This window comes from Nocardia ignorata NBRC 108230, assembly GCF_001612905.1.
Classification (GTDB): Bacteria; Actinomycetota; Actinomycetes; order Mycobacteriales; family Mycobacteriaceae; genus Nocardia; species Nocardia ignorata.
On sequence record NZ_BDBI01000026.1, the window covers coordinates 144,935 to 159,915 of the forward strand.

The following is a 14,981-nucleotide window of genomic DNA, read 5'->3' on the forward strand; positions in this document are numbered from 1 at the left end:
CCACCGGTCCACGGCCGACTCGGCTACCGCTGCATCGCGACCGGGCCGAATGTAGTGCCTACGAGAGCGCGAATGTATGCGATTCGCATATAGTTCTGGATATGGATTCGAGCCTGCGAGCAGCGATAGAGGAGTGGCACGCGAGTGTCGACTCCGGCGACCTCGCGCGGTCTGCGAGGGCCGTCGGAGATCCGGTGGTGGTTCTGGGTCCGAAGGGCGCGGGCTCGATCACGCCAGCGCAGTTCGCGGAGTGGGTCCAGCGTTCGGGAATCACCCTGGTCCCTCGGTCCTGGCACGCGGTCAGCAAGCATCTGGCGGTGGTGGAGCAGGACGCGACTTGGCCGGAGAGCACGGAGCCTATGCGAGTGGCCACGGTCTTCCGCGCCACAGGCGGGAAGGTCACCGCCGCGTTGCGGATGCCGGACCTCGACGCCGCCCTCGAACTGGCGCACATCTGCCGCGAGATGGCGGCATCCGAGTGAACGAACAGGGACCGGGGCAGGTTCTGTTCCACTTCGTCCGGCACTGGGCACGTCGGCCGGTTTCGGCGGACATCGAGGGTGATCAGGGGCGCATCGTGGTGGTGTGCGAGGCGGTCCATGCGCTCGGGCAGCGGGGAACCCGGGCGACGGTCACGGCGATCGGGGACGAGATCGGGATCGATCAGAGCGGCGCTTCTCGGTTGATCAAGAGCGCCGTATCAGCGGGCTATCTGGATATGACTACGTCCGCCGGCGATGGTCGACGACGCGAAGCATCGCTCACTCCTGCGGGCCGGTCCCTGCTGGAGCAGGCACACCGCTGGCAGGAGGCCGTCTTCGCTCAGCTGACGACAGGCTGGAGTGAGCAGAAGCGCCGCGACTTCCAGCACGCGATGACCGACCTGATGGACAGCTCGTACGCGGTGGAGGTCCGAGCCGTCGAACAAGGCTGACGGCGCCGATCATGTCGAACCGGTCGGCACCGTCAGCCGCGCGTCACTCTTCTTCGTCGTCGATATCGACCAGCAGGTCCGTCGCGGCGGCTTCGTCGATGACCCAGGTGGTGGATTCGATGCCGACCGCGCCCGCGGAGGGGACGTCGTCGGGGGAGGCACCGTTGACGGCGGCGGCTACCGCGGCGGCCTTGCCTTCACCGCTGACCACCAGCATCACGTGGCGGGAGCGATGCACGGCGGGCAGGGTGAGGGAGACGCGGGTGGGTGGGGGCTTGGGGCAATCATGGACCGCCACAACGTAATCCGTCTGCTCGCGGACGGCGGGGGAGTGCGGGAAGATCGAGTCGATGTGTCCTTCGGGGCCCATGCCGAGCACCGTCAGGTCGATGTCACCGCGCTCGTCGAGTTCGGTGTGCAGCAGCTGGGCGTAGGCGGCCGCGGCTTCCTCGGGCGAACCGTACGGGCCGTCGGAGGCGGCCATCGGGAACACCTTCGCCGGATCGAGCGGGACGAAGTCGAGCAGCGCCTCGCGCGCCTGCAGCTCGTTGCGGTCCGGGTCGCCCGACGGGACGAAACGCTCGTCGCCCCAGTAGACGTACAGGTTGGACCAGTCGATGTCGCCGGGCGCCTGGCGGACCTTCTCGAGCAGGCGGATGCCGTCGCTGCCACCGGTGAGCGACACCGACGCGTTGCCGCGCTCGGCCTGTGCGGCGACGATCACGGCGACGAAACGTTCGGCGGCGGCGTCGGCGAGCAGTTCCTTGTCGTCGTGCACCTCGACGGTGTTGGCGGGGAATTCCTCGCCGAGCTCGTCGTGCAGTTCGATACGGTCACTCATAGGTCACCTTTGCGATTCCGGCGAGCGCCTCGGCGTAGATCTCGTCGGCGTCGAGCCGGCGCAGTTCCTCGGCGAGACAATCGCGAGTTTCCCGGCGCGCCAGCGCGATTCGCTGGTCGGGGGCACCGGTGCGGGTCAGCGTTGCCGTCCTGCCCAATTGCGGTCGAGCGATGGCGATCGAATCGGTGGCCCGGCGGATCTCCACCCGCAGCTCACCGGTCCTGCGGACGACCGGGCAGTCCAGCCGCGCGGCCAACCACCCCGCCAGCGTATCCAGCGCGGGCTCACTGGCCAGCCCGGACACGCTCACCGACAGCACCGGTTCGAACGGCGGCTCGTCCAGCGCGGCGGCGAGCAGCGCCCGCCAGTAGGTGATGCGGCTCCACGACAGGTCGGTGTCGCCGGGCGCGTAGGAGGCGCAGCGTTTGCCGAGCGCGGCCTGCGGGTCGGGCGCGAACGTGGCGTCGGTGATGCGCCGCTTGGCCAGCTTGCCCACCGAGTCCTGGGACGGAAAGTCCGGTGCCCCACGCGGCCACCACGCCACCACCGGGGTGTCGGGCAGCAGGAACGGCGTCACCACGCTGCTCTCGTGGTTCACCAGCGGACCCTGCAACCGCAGCACGATCACCTCGGCCGCCCCGGCGTCACCGCCCACCCGGATCTGGGCGTCGAGCCGGGTCTCGGCGTCGCGGTCGCCACGGGCGAGCACGATCACGCGACAGGGGTGTTCGCGGCTGGCGTCGTTGGCGGCGTCGATGGCGTCCTCGGCCTCGGACGAATCCAGGGTGCACACGACGAGGGTGAGCACTCGGCCCTGGGTGATGACACCGTTGGACTCGCGCAGCTGCACCATCCGCTTGGCGACCTCGACGGTGTTGGTGTCGGGCATGTCGACGATCACGGGCGCCGCCATTCGCGCCCGCTGCGCGCGAGCATCTCGTCGGCCGAGGTCGGCCCCCAGGTGCCTGCTTCATAGGGTTCGGGTTTGCCCTCGGCGGCCCAGTGCGCGATCACCGGATCGAGGATGCGCCAGGACAATTCGACCTCCGCGTTGACGGGGAACAGGGACGGCACGCCGAGTAGCACGTCCAGGATCAGGCGTTCGTAGGCCTCGGGGGAGGACTCGGTGAACGCCTCGCCGTAGCTGAAGTCCATGTTCACATCGCGCACCTCCATTCCCGAGCCAGGCACCTTGGAACCGAAGCGCAGGGTGATGCCCTCGTCGGGCTGTACCCGGATGACCAGGGCGTTCTGGCCGAGCTCCTCGGTCATGGTCTGGTCGAAGGGTAGGTGCGGCGCGCGTTTGAACACCACCGCGATCTCGGTCACCCTGCGGCCCAGGCGTTTTCCGGTGCGCAGGTAGAACGGCACCCCGGCCCAGCGCCGGTTCTCCACGTGCAGGGTGATCGCGGCGTAGGTCTCGGTGCGCGACTGCGGGTCGAACCCCTCCTCCTGGTGCAGGCCGACCACGTGTTCGCTGCCCTGCCAGCCCTCGGTGTACTGGCCGCGCGCGGTGGTCTCGTCGAGTGGTTCGACGAGTTTGGTCGCCGAGAGCGCCTTGATCTTCTCGGTGGTGAGCTGCATCGGTTCGAAGGAGGTCGGTTCCTCCATGGCGGTCAGCGCCAGCAGTTGCAGCAGGTGGTTCTGGATGACGTCACGCGCGGCGCCGATGCCGTCGTAATAGCCCGCGCGCCCACCCAATCCGATGTCCTCGGCCATGGTGATCTGCACGCTGTCGACGAAATTGGCGTTCCAGATCGGCTCGTAGAGTTCGTTGGCGAAGCGCAACGCCAGAATGTTCTGCACCGTCTCCTTACCGAGATAGTGGTCGATGCGGAACACATGCTCCTCCGGGAACACCCGGTTGACCAGGGCGTTCAGCTCCTGGGCGCTGGCCAGATCGTGCCCGAAGGGCTTCTCGATCACCACCCGCCGCCACGGGGTGTAGCCCTCGGGGCGGGGGGCGGCCTTGGCCAGTTCGTGTTCGGAGAGCTGGTCGAGGACCACCGGGAACATATTCGGTGGAATCGACAGGTAGAAGGCGTAATTGCCGCCGGTGCCACGGGTGGCGTCGAGGTCTTTCAGGGTGGTGGCGAGGGTGGCGAAGGCGGTGTCGTCGTCGAAACTGCCCTGCACGAAACGCAACCCTTCGGCCAGGTGGTCCCAGACCTCCTGGCGGAACGGGGTGCGCGCGTGCTGTTTCACCGCGCTGAGCACCACCGCGGCGAAATCCTCGTCGGCGTAATTGCGCCGGGCGAAACCGACCAGGGCGAAACCAGGGGGCAACAGCCCCTGGTTCGCCAGGTCGTAGATGGCCGGCATCAGCTTCTTACGGGACAGATCTCCGGTGACACCGAAGATCACCATGCAGCAGGGCCCCGCGATGAAAGGCACCCGTTTGTCGCGTTCGTCGCGCAGCGGGTTGTGCCACAGCCCCGCCTTGTCCGTCGTTGCTGTGCCGGCCATCAGATCAGTTGCCCCCTGCCGCCGCGGTGCGCAGTTCCTCGGTGGTGGCGTCGATCAGCTCACCCCAGGAGGCCTCGAACTTGTCGACACCCTCGCGCTCGAGCACCTCGAACACGTCGGCCAGGTCGATGCCCGCGGCCTCGAGGTCGCTGAACACCTGCGCGGCTTCGACGGCCTTGCCGCTGAGCGTGTCGCCCCGCACCTCGCCGTGGTCGGCGAAGGCCTGCAGCGTCTTCTCCGGCAGCGTGTTGACCGTGTTCGGGCCGACCAGCTCGGTGACGTACAGGGTGTCGGGGTAGTCCGGGTTCTTCACACCGGTGGAGGCCCACAGCGGCCGCTGCCGGTTGGCGCCCTGGGAGGCCAGGTGGTTGTAGGTGGAGGTGTGCGCCCCACCGTCGAACACGTCCTGGTACTCGGCGTAGGCCAGCCGGGCGTTGGCCACGCCCGCCTTGCCGCGCAGCGCGAGCGCTTCGGGGGTGCCGATCGCCTCGAGCCGCTTGTCGATCTCGGTGTCCACGCGGGAGACGAAGAACGACGCGACCGAGTGGATCTTGGCCAGATCGTGGCCCGCGACCTTGGCCTGCCGCAGACCGTCGAGGTAGGCGCCCATCACCGCGCGGTAGCGCGGCACGGAGAAGATCAGCGTCACGTTCACGCTGATGCCCTCGGCGATCACCGAGGTGATGGCGGGCAGGCCCGCCTCGGTGGCCGGGATCTTGATGAACAGATTCTTGCGGTCGACGATCTTCCACAGCTCGATCGCCTGGGCGACCGTCTTGTCGGCGTCGAAGGCGAAGCGCGGGTCGACCTCGATCGAGACCCGGCCGTCGACACCGCCCGTCGACTCGAACACCGGGGCGAGCACGTCGCAGGCGGCGCGCACGTCGTCGGTGGTGATGGTGCGGATCGCCGCATCGGCGTCGGCGCCTTGGGCCGCAAGGTCTTTCACCTGTGCGTCGTAGGCGTGACCGACGCTCAGCGCGGCCTGGAAGATGGACGGGTTCGTGGTGACACCGACGACGCCCCTGGTCGCGATCAGGTCGGCGAGGTTGCCGGACTTGATGCGGTCACGGGACAGATCGTCGAGCCACACCGAGACCCCCGCTGCCGCGAGTGCGGCGAGATTCTCGTTCTGTGCCATGGTTTTACCCCTTCACCTTGTCGAGCGTGCGCTGCGCGGCGGCGACGACGGCATCGGCGGTGATACCGAATTCGCTGTAGAGCTTCTTGAAGTTCGCGGACGCGCCGAAGTGCTCGATCGACACGATCTCGCCCGCGTCACCGACGAGCCGGTACCACGGCATCGCGATGCCGGCCTCGACGACGACCCTGGCGCGGACCGTGGGCGGGAACACCTCGTCGCGGTAGGCCTGGTCCTGTGCGTCGAACCATTCCACACACGGCATCGAGACCACGCGGGTCGGAATGCCCTGTGCCTCCAGGGTAGTGCGTGCTTCGACGGCCAGCTGCAGCTCCGAACCGGTGCCGACGAGGATCAGCTCCGGGGTGCCGGTGGACGCCTCGGCCAGCACGTAGCCGCCCTTGCGCACGCCCTCGTAACTGGTGCCCTCGAGGGTCGGCACGTCCTGGCGGGTGAGCGCCAGCGCGGACGGGCCGTCCTGGTGGGGAGCGTCGTAGGTGTGGAAGTGCGAGGCGTGCTCGTCGGAGTCGCGCTCGAGGATGGTTCGCCAGGCGTAGGCGGTCTCGTTCGCGTCGCCGGGGCGCACCACGTTGAGGCCGGGGATGGCGCGCAGCGCGGCCAGGTGCTCGATCGGCTGGTGCGTCGGGCCGTCCTCGCCGAGGCCGATGGAGTCGTGGGTCCACACGTAGATCGCGGGCACCCGCATCAGCGCGGCCAGGCGGACCGCCGGGCGCATGTAGTCGGAGAACACCAGGAAGGTGCCGCCGTAGGGACGGGTCGGGCCGTGCAGGGCGATGCCGTTGAGGATCGAGCCCATGGCGTGCTCACGGATACCGAAGTGCAGGGTGCGGCCGTAGGGCTGCGCCTTCCACATGCCGGTGGAGATGGCTTCGGGGCCGAAGCTGGGCTGACCGGGCATGGTGGTGTTGTTGGACTCGGCCAGGTCGGCCGAACCGCCCCACAGTTCGGGCAGCACGTCGGCGAGCGAGGCCAGCACCTTGCCGGAGGCCTTGCGGGTGGCCATGCCCTTCGGGTCGGGCTCGAAGGTGGGCAGGTGCTCGGTCCAGCCCTTGGGCAGCGAGCGGGTGAGCAGGCGGTCGAACAGTTCCTTGTTCGACGGGTTCGCCGCGGCCCAGGCGTCGTAGTCGGCCTGCCAGGCCTGCTGGGCCGCCGCGCCGCGCTCGAGCGCCTTGCGGGTGTGCTCGATGACGGCCGGGTCGACGTCGAAGGACTTGTCCGGGTCGAAGCCGAGCGCCTTCTTCACCGCGGCGACCTCGTCGGGGCCGAGCGCCGCGCCGTGCACGCCACCGGTGTTCATCTTGGAGGGAGCCGGGAAGCCGATGATGGTGCGCAGGATGATGATCGACGGCTTGTCGGTCACCGCCTTGGCCGCCTCGATCGCCGCCTCGATCGCCACCACGTCCTCGCCGCCCATGACGGTCTGCACGTGCCAGCCGTAGGCCTCGTAGCGCGCGGCCACGTCCTCGGTGAAGGCGATGTCGGTGTTGTCCTCGATGGAGATCTCGTTGTCGTCGTAGATCAGCACGAGGTTGCCCAGCTGCTGGGTACCCGCGATCGAGGACGCCTCGGCCGTGACACCTTCCTGCATGTCACCGTCGGAGGCGATGACGAAGATGTGGTGGTCGAACGGGCTGGCGCCTTCCGGGGCGTCGGGGTCGAACAGGCCGCGCTCGCGCCGGGCCGCCATCGCCATGCCGACCGCCGAGGCCAGACCCTGGCCGAGCGGGCCGGTGGTGATCTCGACGCCGTCGGTGTGCCGGAACTCGGGGTGACCCGGGGTCAGCGAATCCCACTGGCGCAGCTGCTCGAGGTCGGACAGCTCGAGGCCGAAACCGGCCAGGTACAGCTGGATGTAGAGGGTGAGGCTGGAATGCCCACACGAGAGCACGAAGCGGTCGCGGCCGGACCAGCTCGGGTCGGCCGGGTTGTGGCGCATGACGCGCTGGAAGAGGCTGTAGGCGACGGGGGCGAGGCTCATCGCGGTGCCCGGGTGACCGTTGCCCGCCTTCTGCACCGCGTCGGCGGCGAGAACACGGGCGGTATCGACGGCCTTGGTGTCCAGGTCCGTCCAGTCGCTGGGATAGTTCCGCTGAGTGAGGGCGCGAATGTCGTCTGTGACTGACACGACCGTGGTTCTCCTGACCTAGGTTTCGTCGACGGCGAGTAGATGGCAGCGGCGATGGTGTCGTACTGGACCGCACGCGGCCGGGGGTGCGTACCGATGTACAGGAATACCCTAGAGGTGCTGTTCCACCTGATCGGCGCGAACCCTGAGTGTGAGTCTAGTTGCCCATCCCGCGATCACGCCGGGGGTCGTCCCCGGGAATCGGCGCGGCGCGCGGCACGTCGTTCACCTGCGTGTCGGTACCGGTTCACCCGCAGACAGCGAGCGCAACTGGTCCCGGTCGCGGAGTCAAGCGCCGCGACCCGCGGCGCCAGCCGCCTGTGTCACCGTCTACCATCGTCTGTAGTAGTGGCCGCGCCGCAGCCGCGCGCTGCTCGTTCCAATGCCGGATGCGAAGCACAGCGTGCGAGGAGAAACAGTGCGGATCGGTAACCAGCCGGGTAGTAGCGGTGCGCACGATTCCTCGACGGCTCTCGCCGATCGTCTGGCGGGCGACAGCGTGTTCGCCCGGGTCGTGCGTAAGCCGCTGGCCTACATCGCGCTCACCAAACCGCGAGTCATCGAGCTCCTGCTCGTCGCGACCATCCCGACCATGCTCCTGGCAGACCGGGGCAATGTCGACATCCGGCTGATCCTGGTCACCCTGTTCGGTGGCTGGATGGGCGCGGCCAGCGCCAACACCCTCAACTGTGTCGCCGACGCCGACATCGACAAGGTGATGAAGCGGACCGCGCGCCGCCCGCTGGCCCGCGACGCGGTGCCCACCTCGCACGCGCTGGTCTTCGGCCTGGCGCTCGGCGCGATCTCCTTCGCCTGGCTGTGGTGGCAGGCCAACCTGCTCAGCGGCGTGCTCGTGGTCGCGACCATCCTGTTCTACGTTTTCGTCTACACCAAGGGCCTCAAGCGCCGGACCTCGCAGAACGTGGTGTGGGGCGGCGCGGCCGGCTGTATGCCCGCCTTGGTCGGCTGGTCGGCGGTCACCGGGAACATCGGCTGGCCCGCGATCGTGCTGTTCGCGGTCATCTTCTTCTGGACGCCGCCGCACACCTGGGCGCTGGCCATGCGCTACAAGGAGGACTACCGCGCGGCGGGCGTGCCGATGCTGCCGGTGGTCGCCACCGAGCAGGTCGTCACCAAGCAGATCGTCATCTACACCTGGCTGACCGTGCTGGCCACCCTCGCCCTCGTCCCGGCGACCGGTGTCATCTACGCGGCCGTCGCGCTGGTCGCCGGTGCCTGGTTCCTGCTCATGGCGCACCAGCTGTACGCGGGAGTGCGCCGGGGTGAATCGGTGAAGCCGCTGCGACTGTTCCTGCAGTCCAACAACTATCTGGCCGTGGTGTTCTGCGGTCTGGCCGTGGACTCGGTGCTCGGCTGGACCACGCTGGGCAGCATCGTCGGTCTGTAGCTTTCGCGCGCACTCGAACCGGCGGCCGGGCAGTGATTGCCCGGCCGCCGGTTTCGCGTCTACGGCAGCAGGACGATCGAACCGGTGGTCTTGCGCGCCGCGAGGTCGCGGTGGGCATCGGCCGCGTCGGCGAGCGGGTAGGTGGCGCCGATGCGCAGTTTCAGCGTGCCCGTCGCGATGGCGTCGAAGATATCGGTTGCGCGCCAGAGGAATTCGGCGCGGTCGCGGGTGTAGGCACCCAGCGACGGGCGCGTCAGCCACAGCGAACCGGCCGGATTGAGGCGCTGCGGATCGAACGGCGGTACCGGACCGCTGGCCGCGCCGAACAGGGCGAGGGTGCCGCGCACCCGGAGCGAGGCGAGGCTCGCTTCGAAGGTGCTCGCGCCGACGCCGTCGTAGACCGCCGCCACGCCCTGCCCGTCGGTGAGCTCGCGGACCCGGGCGGCGAGGTCGTCGTCGTAGCGCAGGACCTCGGCGGCACCCGCCTCGCGGGAGAGCTTCTCCTTGGCATCGGTCGAAACCGTGGTGATGACGCGCGCGCCCTTGGCGGCGGCCAGCTGAGTGAGCAGCAGACCGACCCCGCCCGCGCCCGCGTGGACGAGGACCGGGTCGCCGGGTTCGGGGGTGAAGATTGATTCGACCAGGTAGTGCGCGGTCATGCCCTGCAGCAGGGCCGCCGCCGCGACGGCCGGTTCCACGCCCTCGGGCACCTTCACGGCCACCGCCTCGTCGACGGCCACCTTCTCGGCGTAACTGCCCGGCGCGGCCGCCCACGCCACCCGGTCGCCGACGGCGAACTCGGTGACCTCGGCGCCGACCTCGGCGACCACGCCGGTGCCCTCGGAGCCCGGGACATAGGGCGTGGCCTGCGGATACAACCCGGTGCGGAAGTAGATGTCGATGTAGTTGACACCCACACCCTCGGTGTCGACCAGCAGTTGTTTCGGGCCGATTCGTGGGTCGTCCACCTCCACCGACCGCAGGACCTCGGGACCACCGTGCTCGGAAACCTGAATCGCGCGCATGAGTCCCCTTTGTACACCCCGTGTTCGGTGTCACTCGGGGGTGGACGCGAAACTACCGACCGGTAAACTCTCGCCCATGAGTACAACCGCCGCGCCCGAGGCCGTGAAGGTGCCCGCCGAGGTCGAGAAGTCCATCGCGAAGTTCGTCGCCGAGCACGGCGGTTCGGGCACGGCGGTGCTGCAGTACCTGGGCGAGCAGGGGGTGCGCATCACCCTCGTCGGCGAGGACGGCGTCCTCGGCGACCGTGTGGTGGCCGATCTGGCGACCGCCAAGGCCGTCGTCGAGCGCGTCGAGGGGCTCACCGAGACCGAAGAGTGGGACCGCGAGCTGGTCTCCAAGGTCACCCCGGCCAAGGGGCACTGGGCGAAGATGGCTGGCTGGGTCGCTCGCTCGACCAAGTTCCCCAAGGCCCGCAACGCGAACGTCTTCCCCGGAGCCTGATTCCTGGACCGCCGCGATCCAAGCTTTCAGCCGGTCGCCGCAGCACTCACGATGTGAGGCTGCGGCGACCGCGTGCTTTCCGTACCCGGAAGTCGGGAGCCGGTGGTCAGTGCGTCGCCGCGGCGGACACAGCGGGGGCGTCGACGGTCTCTCTGGTGCGCAGGGATGCCCACAGGGCAGCGGTGGCGGCGGTGCAGGCCGCGGCGCCGCCGACGTGGATGGCGACCAGGGCGGCGGGGACGTCGGTGAAGTACTGGACGACACCGACCAGCGCCTGGGACAGGACGATCCCGAGCAGCACGAACAGCCGCTTGCGGATCGCGGGGGTGATGCCGACGGCGTAGAGGCCGAAGGCCAGGCCGATGAGCAGAGCCAGATACCCGATGAGCAACTGCGAGTGCAGGTGCACCAGGGTGACGATCTCGACCTCGAGGCGTGCCACCGGGCGGTCGATGCTCTTGTCGCCGGCGTGCGGTCCGGCGGCGGTGACCAGCGTGCCCGCGATCAGCACGCCCGCCAGCGCCACGCCGCTCAGCGCGGTGAGCCGGCGCAGGGGAGCGGGCACCTGCACGGTGTCGATACCGTCGTCGGGCTGACCGATCTTCGCGTACAGCACCACCGCCAGCCACACCATCACCATCGAGGCGAGCAGGTGCACGGCCACCGTCCACCACAGCAGGCCGGTGCGCACGGTGATGCCGCCGATGATCGCCTGCACGACGGTGCCGCCGGGCATCAGCCAGGCATAGACGAGGACTTCCTTGCGACGGCGGGCCCGGACGACGGCCAGCACGATCAGCGCCGCGCACAGTGTCACCACGAAGGTGAGCAGCCGGTTGCCGAATTCGACGGTCTGGTGCAGCACCGGCACCTCCGACACCCCGACGGGAGTGAAGCTGCCGGGGAAGCACTGCGGCCAGGTGGGGCAGCCGAGACCGGACGCGGTGACGCGCACGATCGCGCCGGTCACCGAGATCCCGGCCTGGCTCAGAATCACTGCGAGGGCGATGAGCCGCTGGGTCCGCAGCGAGGGCAGTGGCAGCCGGTCGACGAGGCCGGTGAAGGCGCGATACAGCACGTCACGATGGTACTGGCAGGAGATTCCCGCTCGATACCCGGGCTACTACAGTGCGTCGTTGGTCACGTCAGCTGAAGCGGAACAGCCGGGTGGCCAGTGACCCGCACACCACGCCCCACACCGCGAGTACCGCGACGCCGAACCAGTCGATCGACCCGGCCAGAGCCGCTTCCAGGGCGTAGGCCAGCGCGCCGGAGGGAACCAGGCGCGCGATCACCGTCAGCGCGGCGGGCACCGTGTCGACCAGGACGAGACTGGCGATACCGAGCATGACGAACCACAGGATATTGGCCAAGGCGAGCACGATCTCGGCCTTGAGTGTGCCGCCGAGCAGCAGACCCATCGCCGCGAAGGTCGCCGTGCCGAGCGCGATCACCAGCGCGCCGATGGCCAGCCCGCCCGCGCCGGGACGCCACCCGAGCGCCATCCCGATCGCCCCGAGCAGCACCGCCTGCAGCACCACCACGATCAGTACGGCGGCACACTTGCCCGCGATCACACCCCAGCGCGGCAGCGGGGTGGCACCGAGCCGTTTGAGGGCGCCGTAGCGGCGGTCGAAGCCCACCGCGATGGCCTGACCGGTGAACGCGGTCGACATCACCGCCGTCATCATCACCATCGGCACGACCCGGTTCACGCGGTCGGCACCCAGATCGCCGAACGGCAGCAGGGTCAGCCCGATCAGCAGGGTGATCGGGATGAACATGGTGAGCAGCAGCTGTTCGCCGTTGCGCAGCAACAGTTTCAGTTCGAGCGTGGTCTGCGCGACGAGCATCGCGGCGCGCGAGGCGGGGCGCGGGTCGGGGGTGAAGGTGCCGGGCTGGAACCGGCTCACGGTCTCGGTCATCCGCGCAGGTCCCGTCCGGTGAGTTCGAGGAAGACGTCCTCGAGGCGTCGCTGATCGATGCGGATGTCGGTGGCGAGCACGTCCATGCGCGCGCACCAGGCAGTGACCGTCGCCAGTACCTGCGGGGTGATCTCGCCCTCGACCAGATAGGTGCCCGGCGTGGTCTCGTGTGGCGAGAACCCTTCGGGCAGAGCTGATTTCAGCAGTTCGATATCGAGTTTCGGTGGGGCGCAGAACCGCAGCTGACCGGCGGCGCCGTGCGCGGTGACCTCGGCGGGGGTGCCCTGGGCGACGATCTCACCGTGGTCGATGATGACGAGCTGGTCGGCGAGCTGTTCGGCCTCGTCCATCATGTGTGTGGTGAGCACGACGCTCACCCCGTCGCGGCGCAGGGCATCGATCAGTTCCCACACGATCAGCCGGGCCTGGGCGTCCAGACCGGCCGTCGGTTCGTCGAGGAACACGATCTCCGGCCTGCCGACCAGGGCGCAGGCGAGGGCGAGGCGCTGCTGCTGACCGCCCGAGAGGCGCCGGTAGGGGGTGCGCCGGTTGTCCTGCAGGCCGAGGGTGCGCAGCAGCCAGTCGGGGTCGATGGGGTCGGCGGAATAGGCCGCGACCAGGTCGAGCATCTCGCCCGCGCGGGCGCCGGGGTAGGCGCCGCCGCCCTGCAACATCACCCCGATGCGTGGCCGTAGCTGTTCGGAGTCGGCGATCGGGTCGAGACCGAGCACGCGGACCGTGCCCGCGTCGGGGCGCACGAAGCCCTCGCACATCTCCACGGTGGTGGTCTTACCGGCGCCGTTGGGGCCGAGCAGCGCGAAAACCTGTGCCTGCTCCACGTCGAAACGCAGGCCGTCGACCGCGGCGGTGTCGCCGTAGCGCTTGACCACGCCGTCGACGCTAACGGCGGGTCCCGGGCTTCTCGTCACGATGTGACACGGTAAGCCGTCGCCTCCTGTGACGGAGCCGACACCCCCGCCTGGGCCCGCCACGGCAGGGTGTGCCGGGTGAGGACGTAGAACAGCGCGAAGCACACCGCGGCCGCCAGGGCGGCGCCGATGATCTGAAAGACCTGGAATTCGGCACCACGCGGCATGACGAGCATCGACACCACCGCCGAGAACGCCACGGCGGGCACGCGGAACACCGGTTGCGTAGCCCAGGCGGCGAGCGGGACGATCGCCCACAGCAGGTACCAGGGCTGGACCACCGGGAACAGCAGCACGATCGCACCGAGCGACACACCGAGCGCGCCCACCGGGTGCAGGCGGCCGGTGCCGGTCGCCACCAGCATCCGCACCGTCACATAGCCCGCGACGAGCCCCGCGATGGGCCGGGTGATCGACAGCAGTGCCGTGGTGTGGTCGCCGAGCCCGAGCAGCACCCCGCCGAAACCCGTGATGACACCGATCACCGTCGGCAGCGACATCCAGCTGCGCACCGCGTTGGCCACGCTGAGGGTGAACACCCACCCGAAGCCGAGCCCGCTGGCCCAGCTCACGAAAAGTGTTGTCGCCCCGGCGATTACCCCCAGCAGGGCGGCGGCCTTGACGACGGCGAGCAGGCTGCCGCCCCAGCGCCGGGCCAGCGCCATCCCGACGAAGCCGAGCGCGATGATGGAGGTGAACTTGACCGACGACGACAGCGTGATCACCACCGCGCCGCCGATCAGCAGCGCGTAGCCGCGGGCGTCCAGTGGTGGCATGGCGCCGTTGAGGCTGTCGCGCCGTCCCCCGTCGCCGTAGATGGCGCGCAGCGTGAGCTCCATGCCCGCCAGCATCAGGCCGATCATCAGCGCGTCGTTGTGCACGCCGCCGACCAGGTGGAACAGCACGAGCGGGTTGGCCGCGCCGAGCCACAGCGCGCTCACCGGCGCCACCCCGCAGCGCACCGAGAGCCGGGGCAGCGCCCACACGATCAAGGCGACCCCCGCGAGCGCGAGCAACCGGTGCACCCACACGCCCGCGATGATGTTGTCGCCGGTCAGCTCGGCGATACCGCGCCCGATCCACAGGAAGAGCGGGCCGTAGGGCGCCGGTGTGTCACGCCAGATGGTCGGCACATTGTTGGTGAGGACATTGTCGATCCCGAGCCCGGCGACGGGCCCTTCGGCGTACGGGTCGATGCCGCGCGCGGCGATCTCGCTCTGGGCCAGGTAGGAGTAGACGTCGTTGCTGAACATCGGCGGCGCCACCGACAGCGGGATGATCCACAACAGCAATGTCCGGTCGAGCTGGGACCGGGTGAGCCGGTGCAGCGGCGATCCGGCCAGGCCGCCGATCGCGAAGCGGCCCAACAGCAACCAGGCCCCGATCACCAGCACGGTGCCGAACATGCACATCGCCAGCGACCCGGTGTGGGCGCGGGCGAAGATGCCGAGCACCCGTACACCGGAGACCGGATTCTGGTGCACGGGCTGTGCGCCGATGCCGAGCGCGGCGATGGCCATCAGCACGGCACCGGTGGCGCCCATCAACCGGATGCGGTCCAGCTGGGCGCGTTCGCGTTTGTCGAGGCCGGGGACTTCGGTCTCGTCGCGGTGCAGGGCCGCGACGGTGTGATCGGGCGCGGGCACGTCGAACCCGAGGGCTCGCCGCCCGAACGCCAGTGTCTTGCGCGCCGCGCCCTCCAGTACCGCCACGGGGTCGAAGCC

General features: G+C 69.2%; 14 protein-coding genes. 4 read left to right on the plus strand and 10 right to left on the minus strand.

Annotated elements, in window-relative coordinates; genetic code table 11:
* The first annotated feature begins 194 nt into the window (after positions 1-194).
* A complete protein-coding gene (locus NI2_RS22325) occupies positions 195-482 on the plus strand; it encodes a hypothetical protein (protein ID WP_208115303.1) in 288 nt (95 codons plus the stop codon).
* The gene (locus NI2_RS22330; protein ID WP_067493672.1) at positions 479-934 is read left to right on the plus strand and encodes a MarR family winged helix-turn-helix transcriptional regulator; all 456 of its coding nucleotides are present in this window, start codon (positions 479-481) and stop codon (positions 932-934) included. The genes NI2_RS22325 and NI2_RS22330 overlap by 4 nt, the downstream gene beginning before the upstream one ends.
* A gap of 43 nt (positions 935-977) precedes the next feature.
* On the opposite strand, the gene pgl is transcribed toward NI2_RS22330, so the two are convergent.
* The 5 genes from pgl to tkt are packed head-to-tail and all read right to left on the minus strand — an operon-like array spanning position 978 to position 7,528.
* The gene (gene pgl, locus NI2_RS22335; protein WP_084476612.1) at positions 978-1,775 is read right to left on the minus strand and encodes a 6-phosphogluconolactonase; all 798 of its coding nucleotides are present in this window, start codon (positions 1,773-1,775) and stop codon (positions 978-980) included.
* Positions 1,768-2,676 (minus strand): glucose-6-phosphate dehydrogenase assembly protein OpcA, encoded by a 909-nt coding sequence (opcA, locus tag NI2_RS22340; protein ID WP_067493895.1) that lies wholly within the window; start codon positions 2,674-2,676, stop codon positions 1,768-1,770. Before opcA ends, pgl begins: the two co-directional genes overlap by 8 nt.
* Entirely contained in the window at positions 2,673-4,241 is a 1,569-nt protein-coding gene (zwf, locus tag NI2_RS22345) for a glucose-6-phosphate dehydrogenase (RefSeq protein ID WP_067493674.1), read from the minus strand. Before zwf ends, opcA begins: the two co-directional genes overlap by 4 nt.
* 4 nt (positions 4,242-4,245) lie before the next feature.
* On the minus strand, positions 4,246-5,382 hold the full coding sequence (tal, locus tag NI2_RS22350) for a transaldolase (protein ID WP_067493676.1): 1,137 nt from the start codon (positions 5,380-5,382) through the stop codon (positions 4,246-4,248).
* A 4-nt stretch (positions 5,383-5,386) separates the two neighbouring features.
* Positions 5,387-7,528, minus strand: coding sequence for a transketolase (tkt, locus tag NI2_RS22355; RefSeq protein WP_067493679.1), 2,142 nt, complete (start codon positions 7,526-7,528; stop codon positions 5,387-5,389).
* A 418-nt stretch (positions 7,529-7,946) separates the two neighbouring features.
* Here tkt and NI2_RS22360 point away from each other — a divergent pair, with 418 nt between their 5' ends.
* Positions 7,947-8,936, plus strand: coding sequence for a heme o synthase (locus NI2_RS22360; RefSeq protein WP_067493681.1), 990 nt, complete (start codon positions 7,947-7,949; stop codon positions 8,934-8,936).
* 59 nt (positions 8,937-8,995) lie between these two features.
* On the opposite strand, the gene NI2_RS22365 is transcribed toward NI2_RS22360, so the two are convergent.
* Positions 8,996-9,961: a quinone oxidoreductase family protein gene (locus tag NI2_RS22365; RefSeq protein WP_067493683.1), complete on the minus strand. Its 966-nt coding sequence runs from the start codon at positions 9,959-9,961 to the stop codon at positions 8,996-8,998.
* A 76-nt stretch (positions 9,962-10,037) separates the two neighbouring features.
* On the opposite strand from NI2_RS22365, the gene NI2_RS22370 reads away from it, so the two are divergent.
* The gene (locus NI2_RS22370; protein ID WP_067493899.1) at positions 10,038-10,403 is read left to right on the plus strand and encodes a hypothetical protein; all 366 of its coding nucleotides are present in this window, start codon (positions 10,038-10,040) and stop codon (positions 10,401-10,403) included.
* A gap of 106 nt (positions 10,404-10,509) precedes the next feature.
* Here NI2_RS22370 and NI2_RS22375 read toward each other — a convergent pair whose 3' ends face one another.
* The 4 genes from NI2_RS22375 to mptB all read right to left on the minus strand — a co-directional run bounded on the left by NI2_RS22375 (position 10,510) and on the right by mptB (position 14,969).
* Positions 10,510-11,481, minus strand: coding sequence for a COX15/CtaA family protein (locus NI2_RS22375; RefSeq protein WP_067493685.1), 972 nt, complete (start codon positions 11,479-11,481; stop codon positions 10,510-10,512).
* A gap of 67 nt (positions 11,482-11,548) precedes the next feature.
* Positions 11,549-12,328, minus strand: a complete 780-nt coding sequence (locus tag NI2_RS22380; protein WP_067493687.1) for an ABC transporter permease — start codon at positions 12,326-12,328, stop codon at positions 11,549-11,551.
* Positions 12,325-13,260, minus strand: coding sequence for an ABC transporter ATP-binding protein (locus tag NI2_RS22385; RefSeq protein WP_174552227.1), 936 nt, complete (start codon positions 13,258-13,260; stop codon positions 12,325-12,327). The genes NI2_RS22380 and NI2_RS22385 overlap by 4 nt, the downstream gene beginning before the upstream one ends.
* Entirely contained in the window at positions 13,254-14,969 is a 1,716-nt protein-coding gene (mptB, locus tag NI2_RS22390) for a polyprenol phosphomannose-dependent alpha 1,6 mannosyltransferase MptB (RefSeq protein WP_067493692.1), read from the minus strand. The genes NI2_RS22385 and mptB overlap by 7 nt, the downstream gene beginning before the upstream one ends.
* Between the last annotated feature and the right edge of the window lie 12 nt (positions 14,970-14,981).

What these genes read in the sequence shown, in the direction of transcription:
- pgl (WP_084476612.1), bottom strand. Translation starts at nt 1,775, where the DNA reads ATGAGTGACCGTATCGAACTGCACGACGAGCTCGGCGAGGAATTCCCC.
- zwf (WP_067493674.1), bottom strand. Translation starts at nt 4,241, where the DNA reads ATGGCCGGCACAGCAACGACGGACAAGGCGGGGCTGTGGCACAACCCG.
- tal (WP_067493676.1), bottom strand. Translation starts at nt 5,382, where the DNA reads ATGGCACAGAACGAGAATCTCGCCGCACTCGCGGCAGCGGGGGTCTCG.
- NI2_RS22365 (WP_067493683.1), bottom strand. Translation starts at nt 9,961, where the DNA reads ATGCGCGCGATTCAGGTTTCCGAGCACGGTGGTCCCGAGGTCCTGCGG.
- NI2_RS22370 (WP_067493899.1), top strand. Translation starts at nt 10,038, where the DNA reads ATGAGTACAACCGCCGCGCCCGAGGCCGTGAAGGTGCCCGCCGAGGTC.
- NI2_RS22380 (WP_067493687.1), bottom strand. Translation starts at nt 12,328, where the DNA reads ATGACCGAGACCGTGAGCCGGTTCCAGCCCGGCACCTTCACCCCCGAC.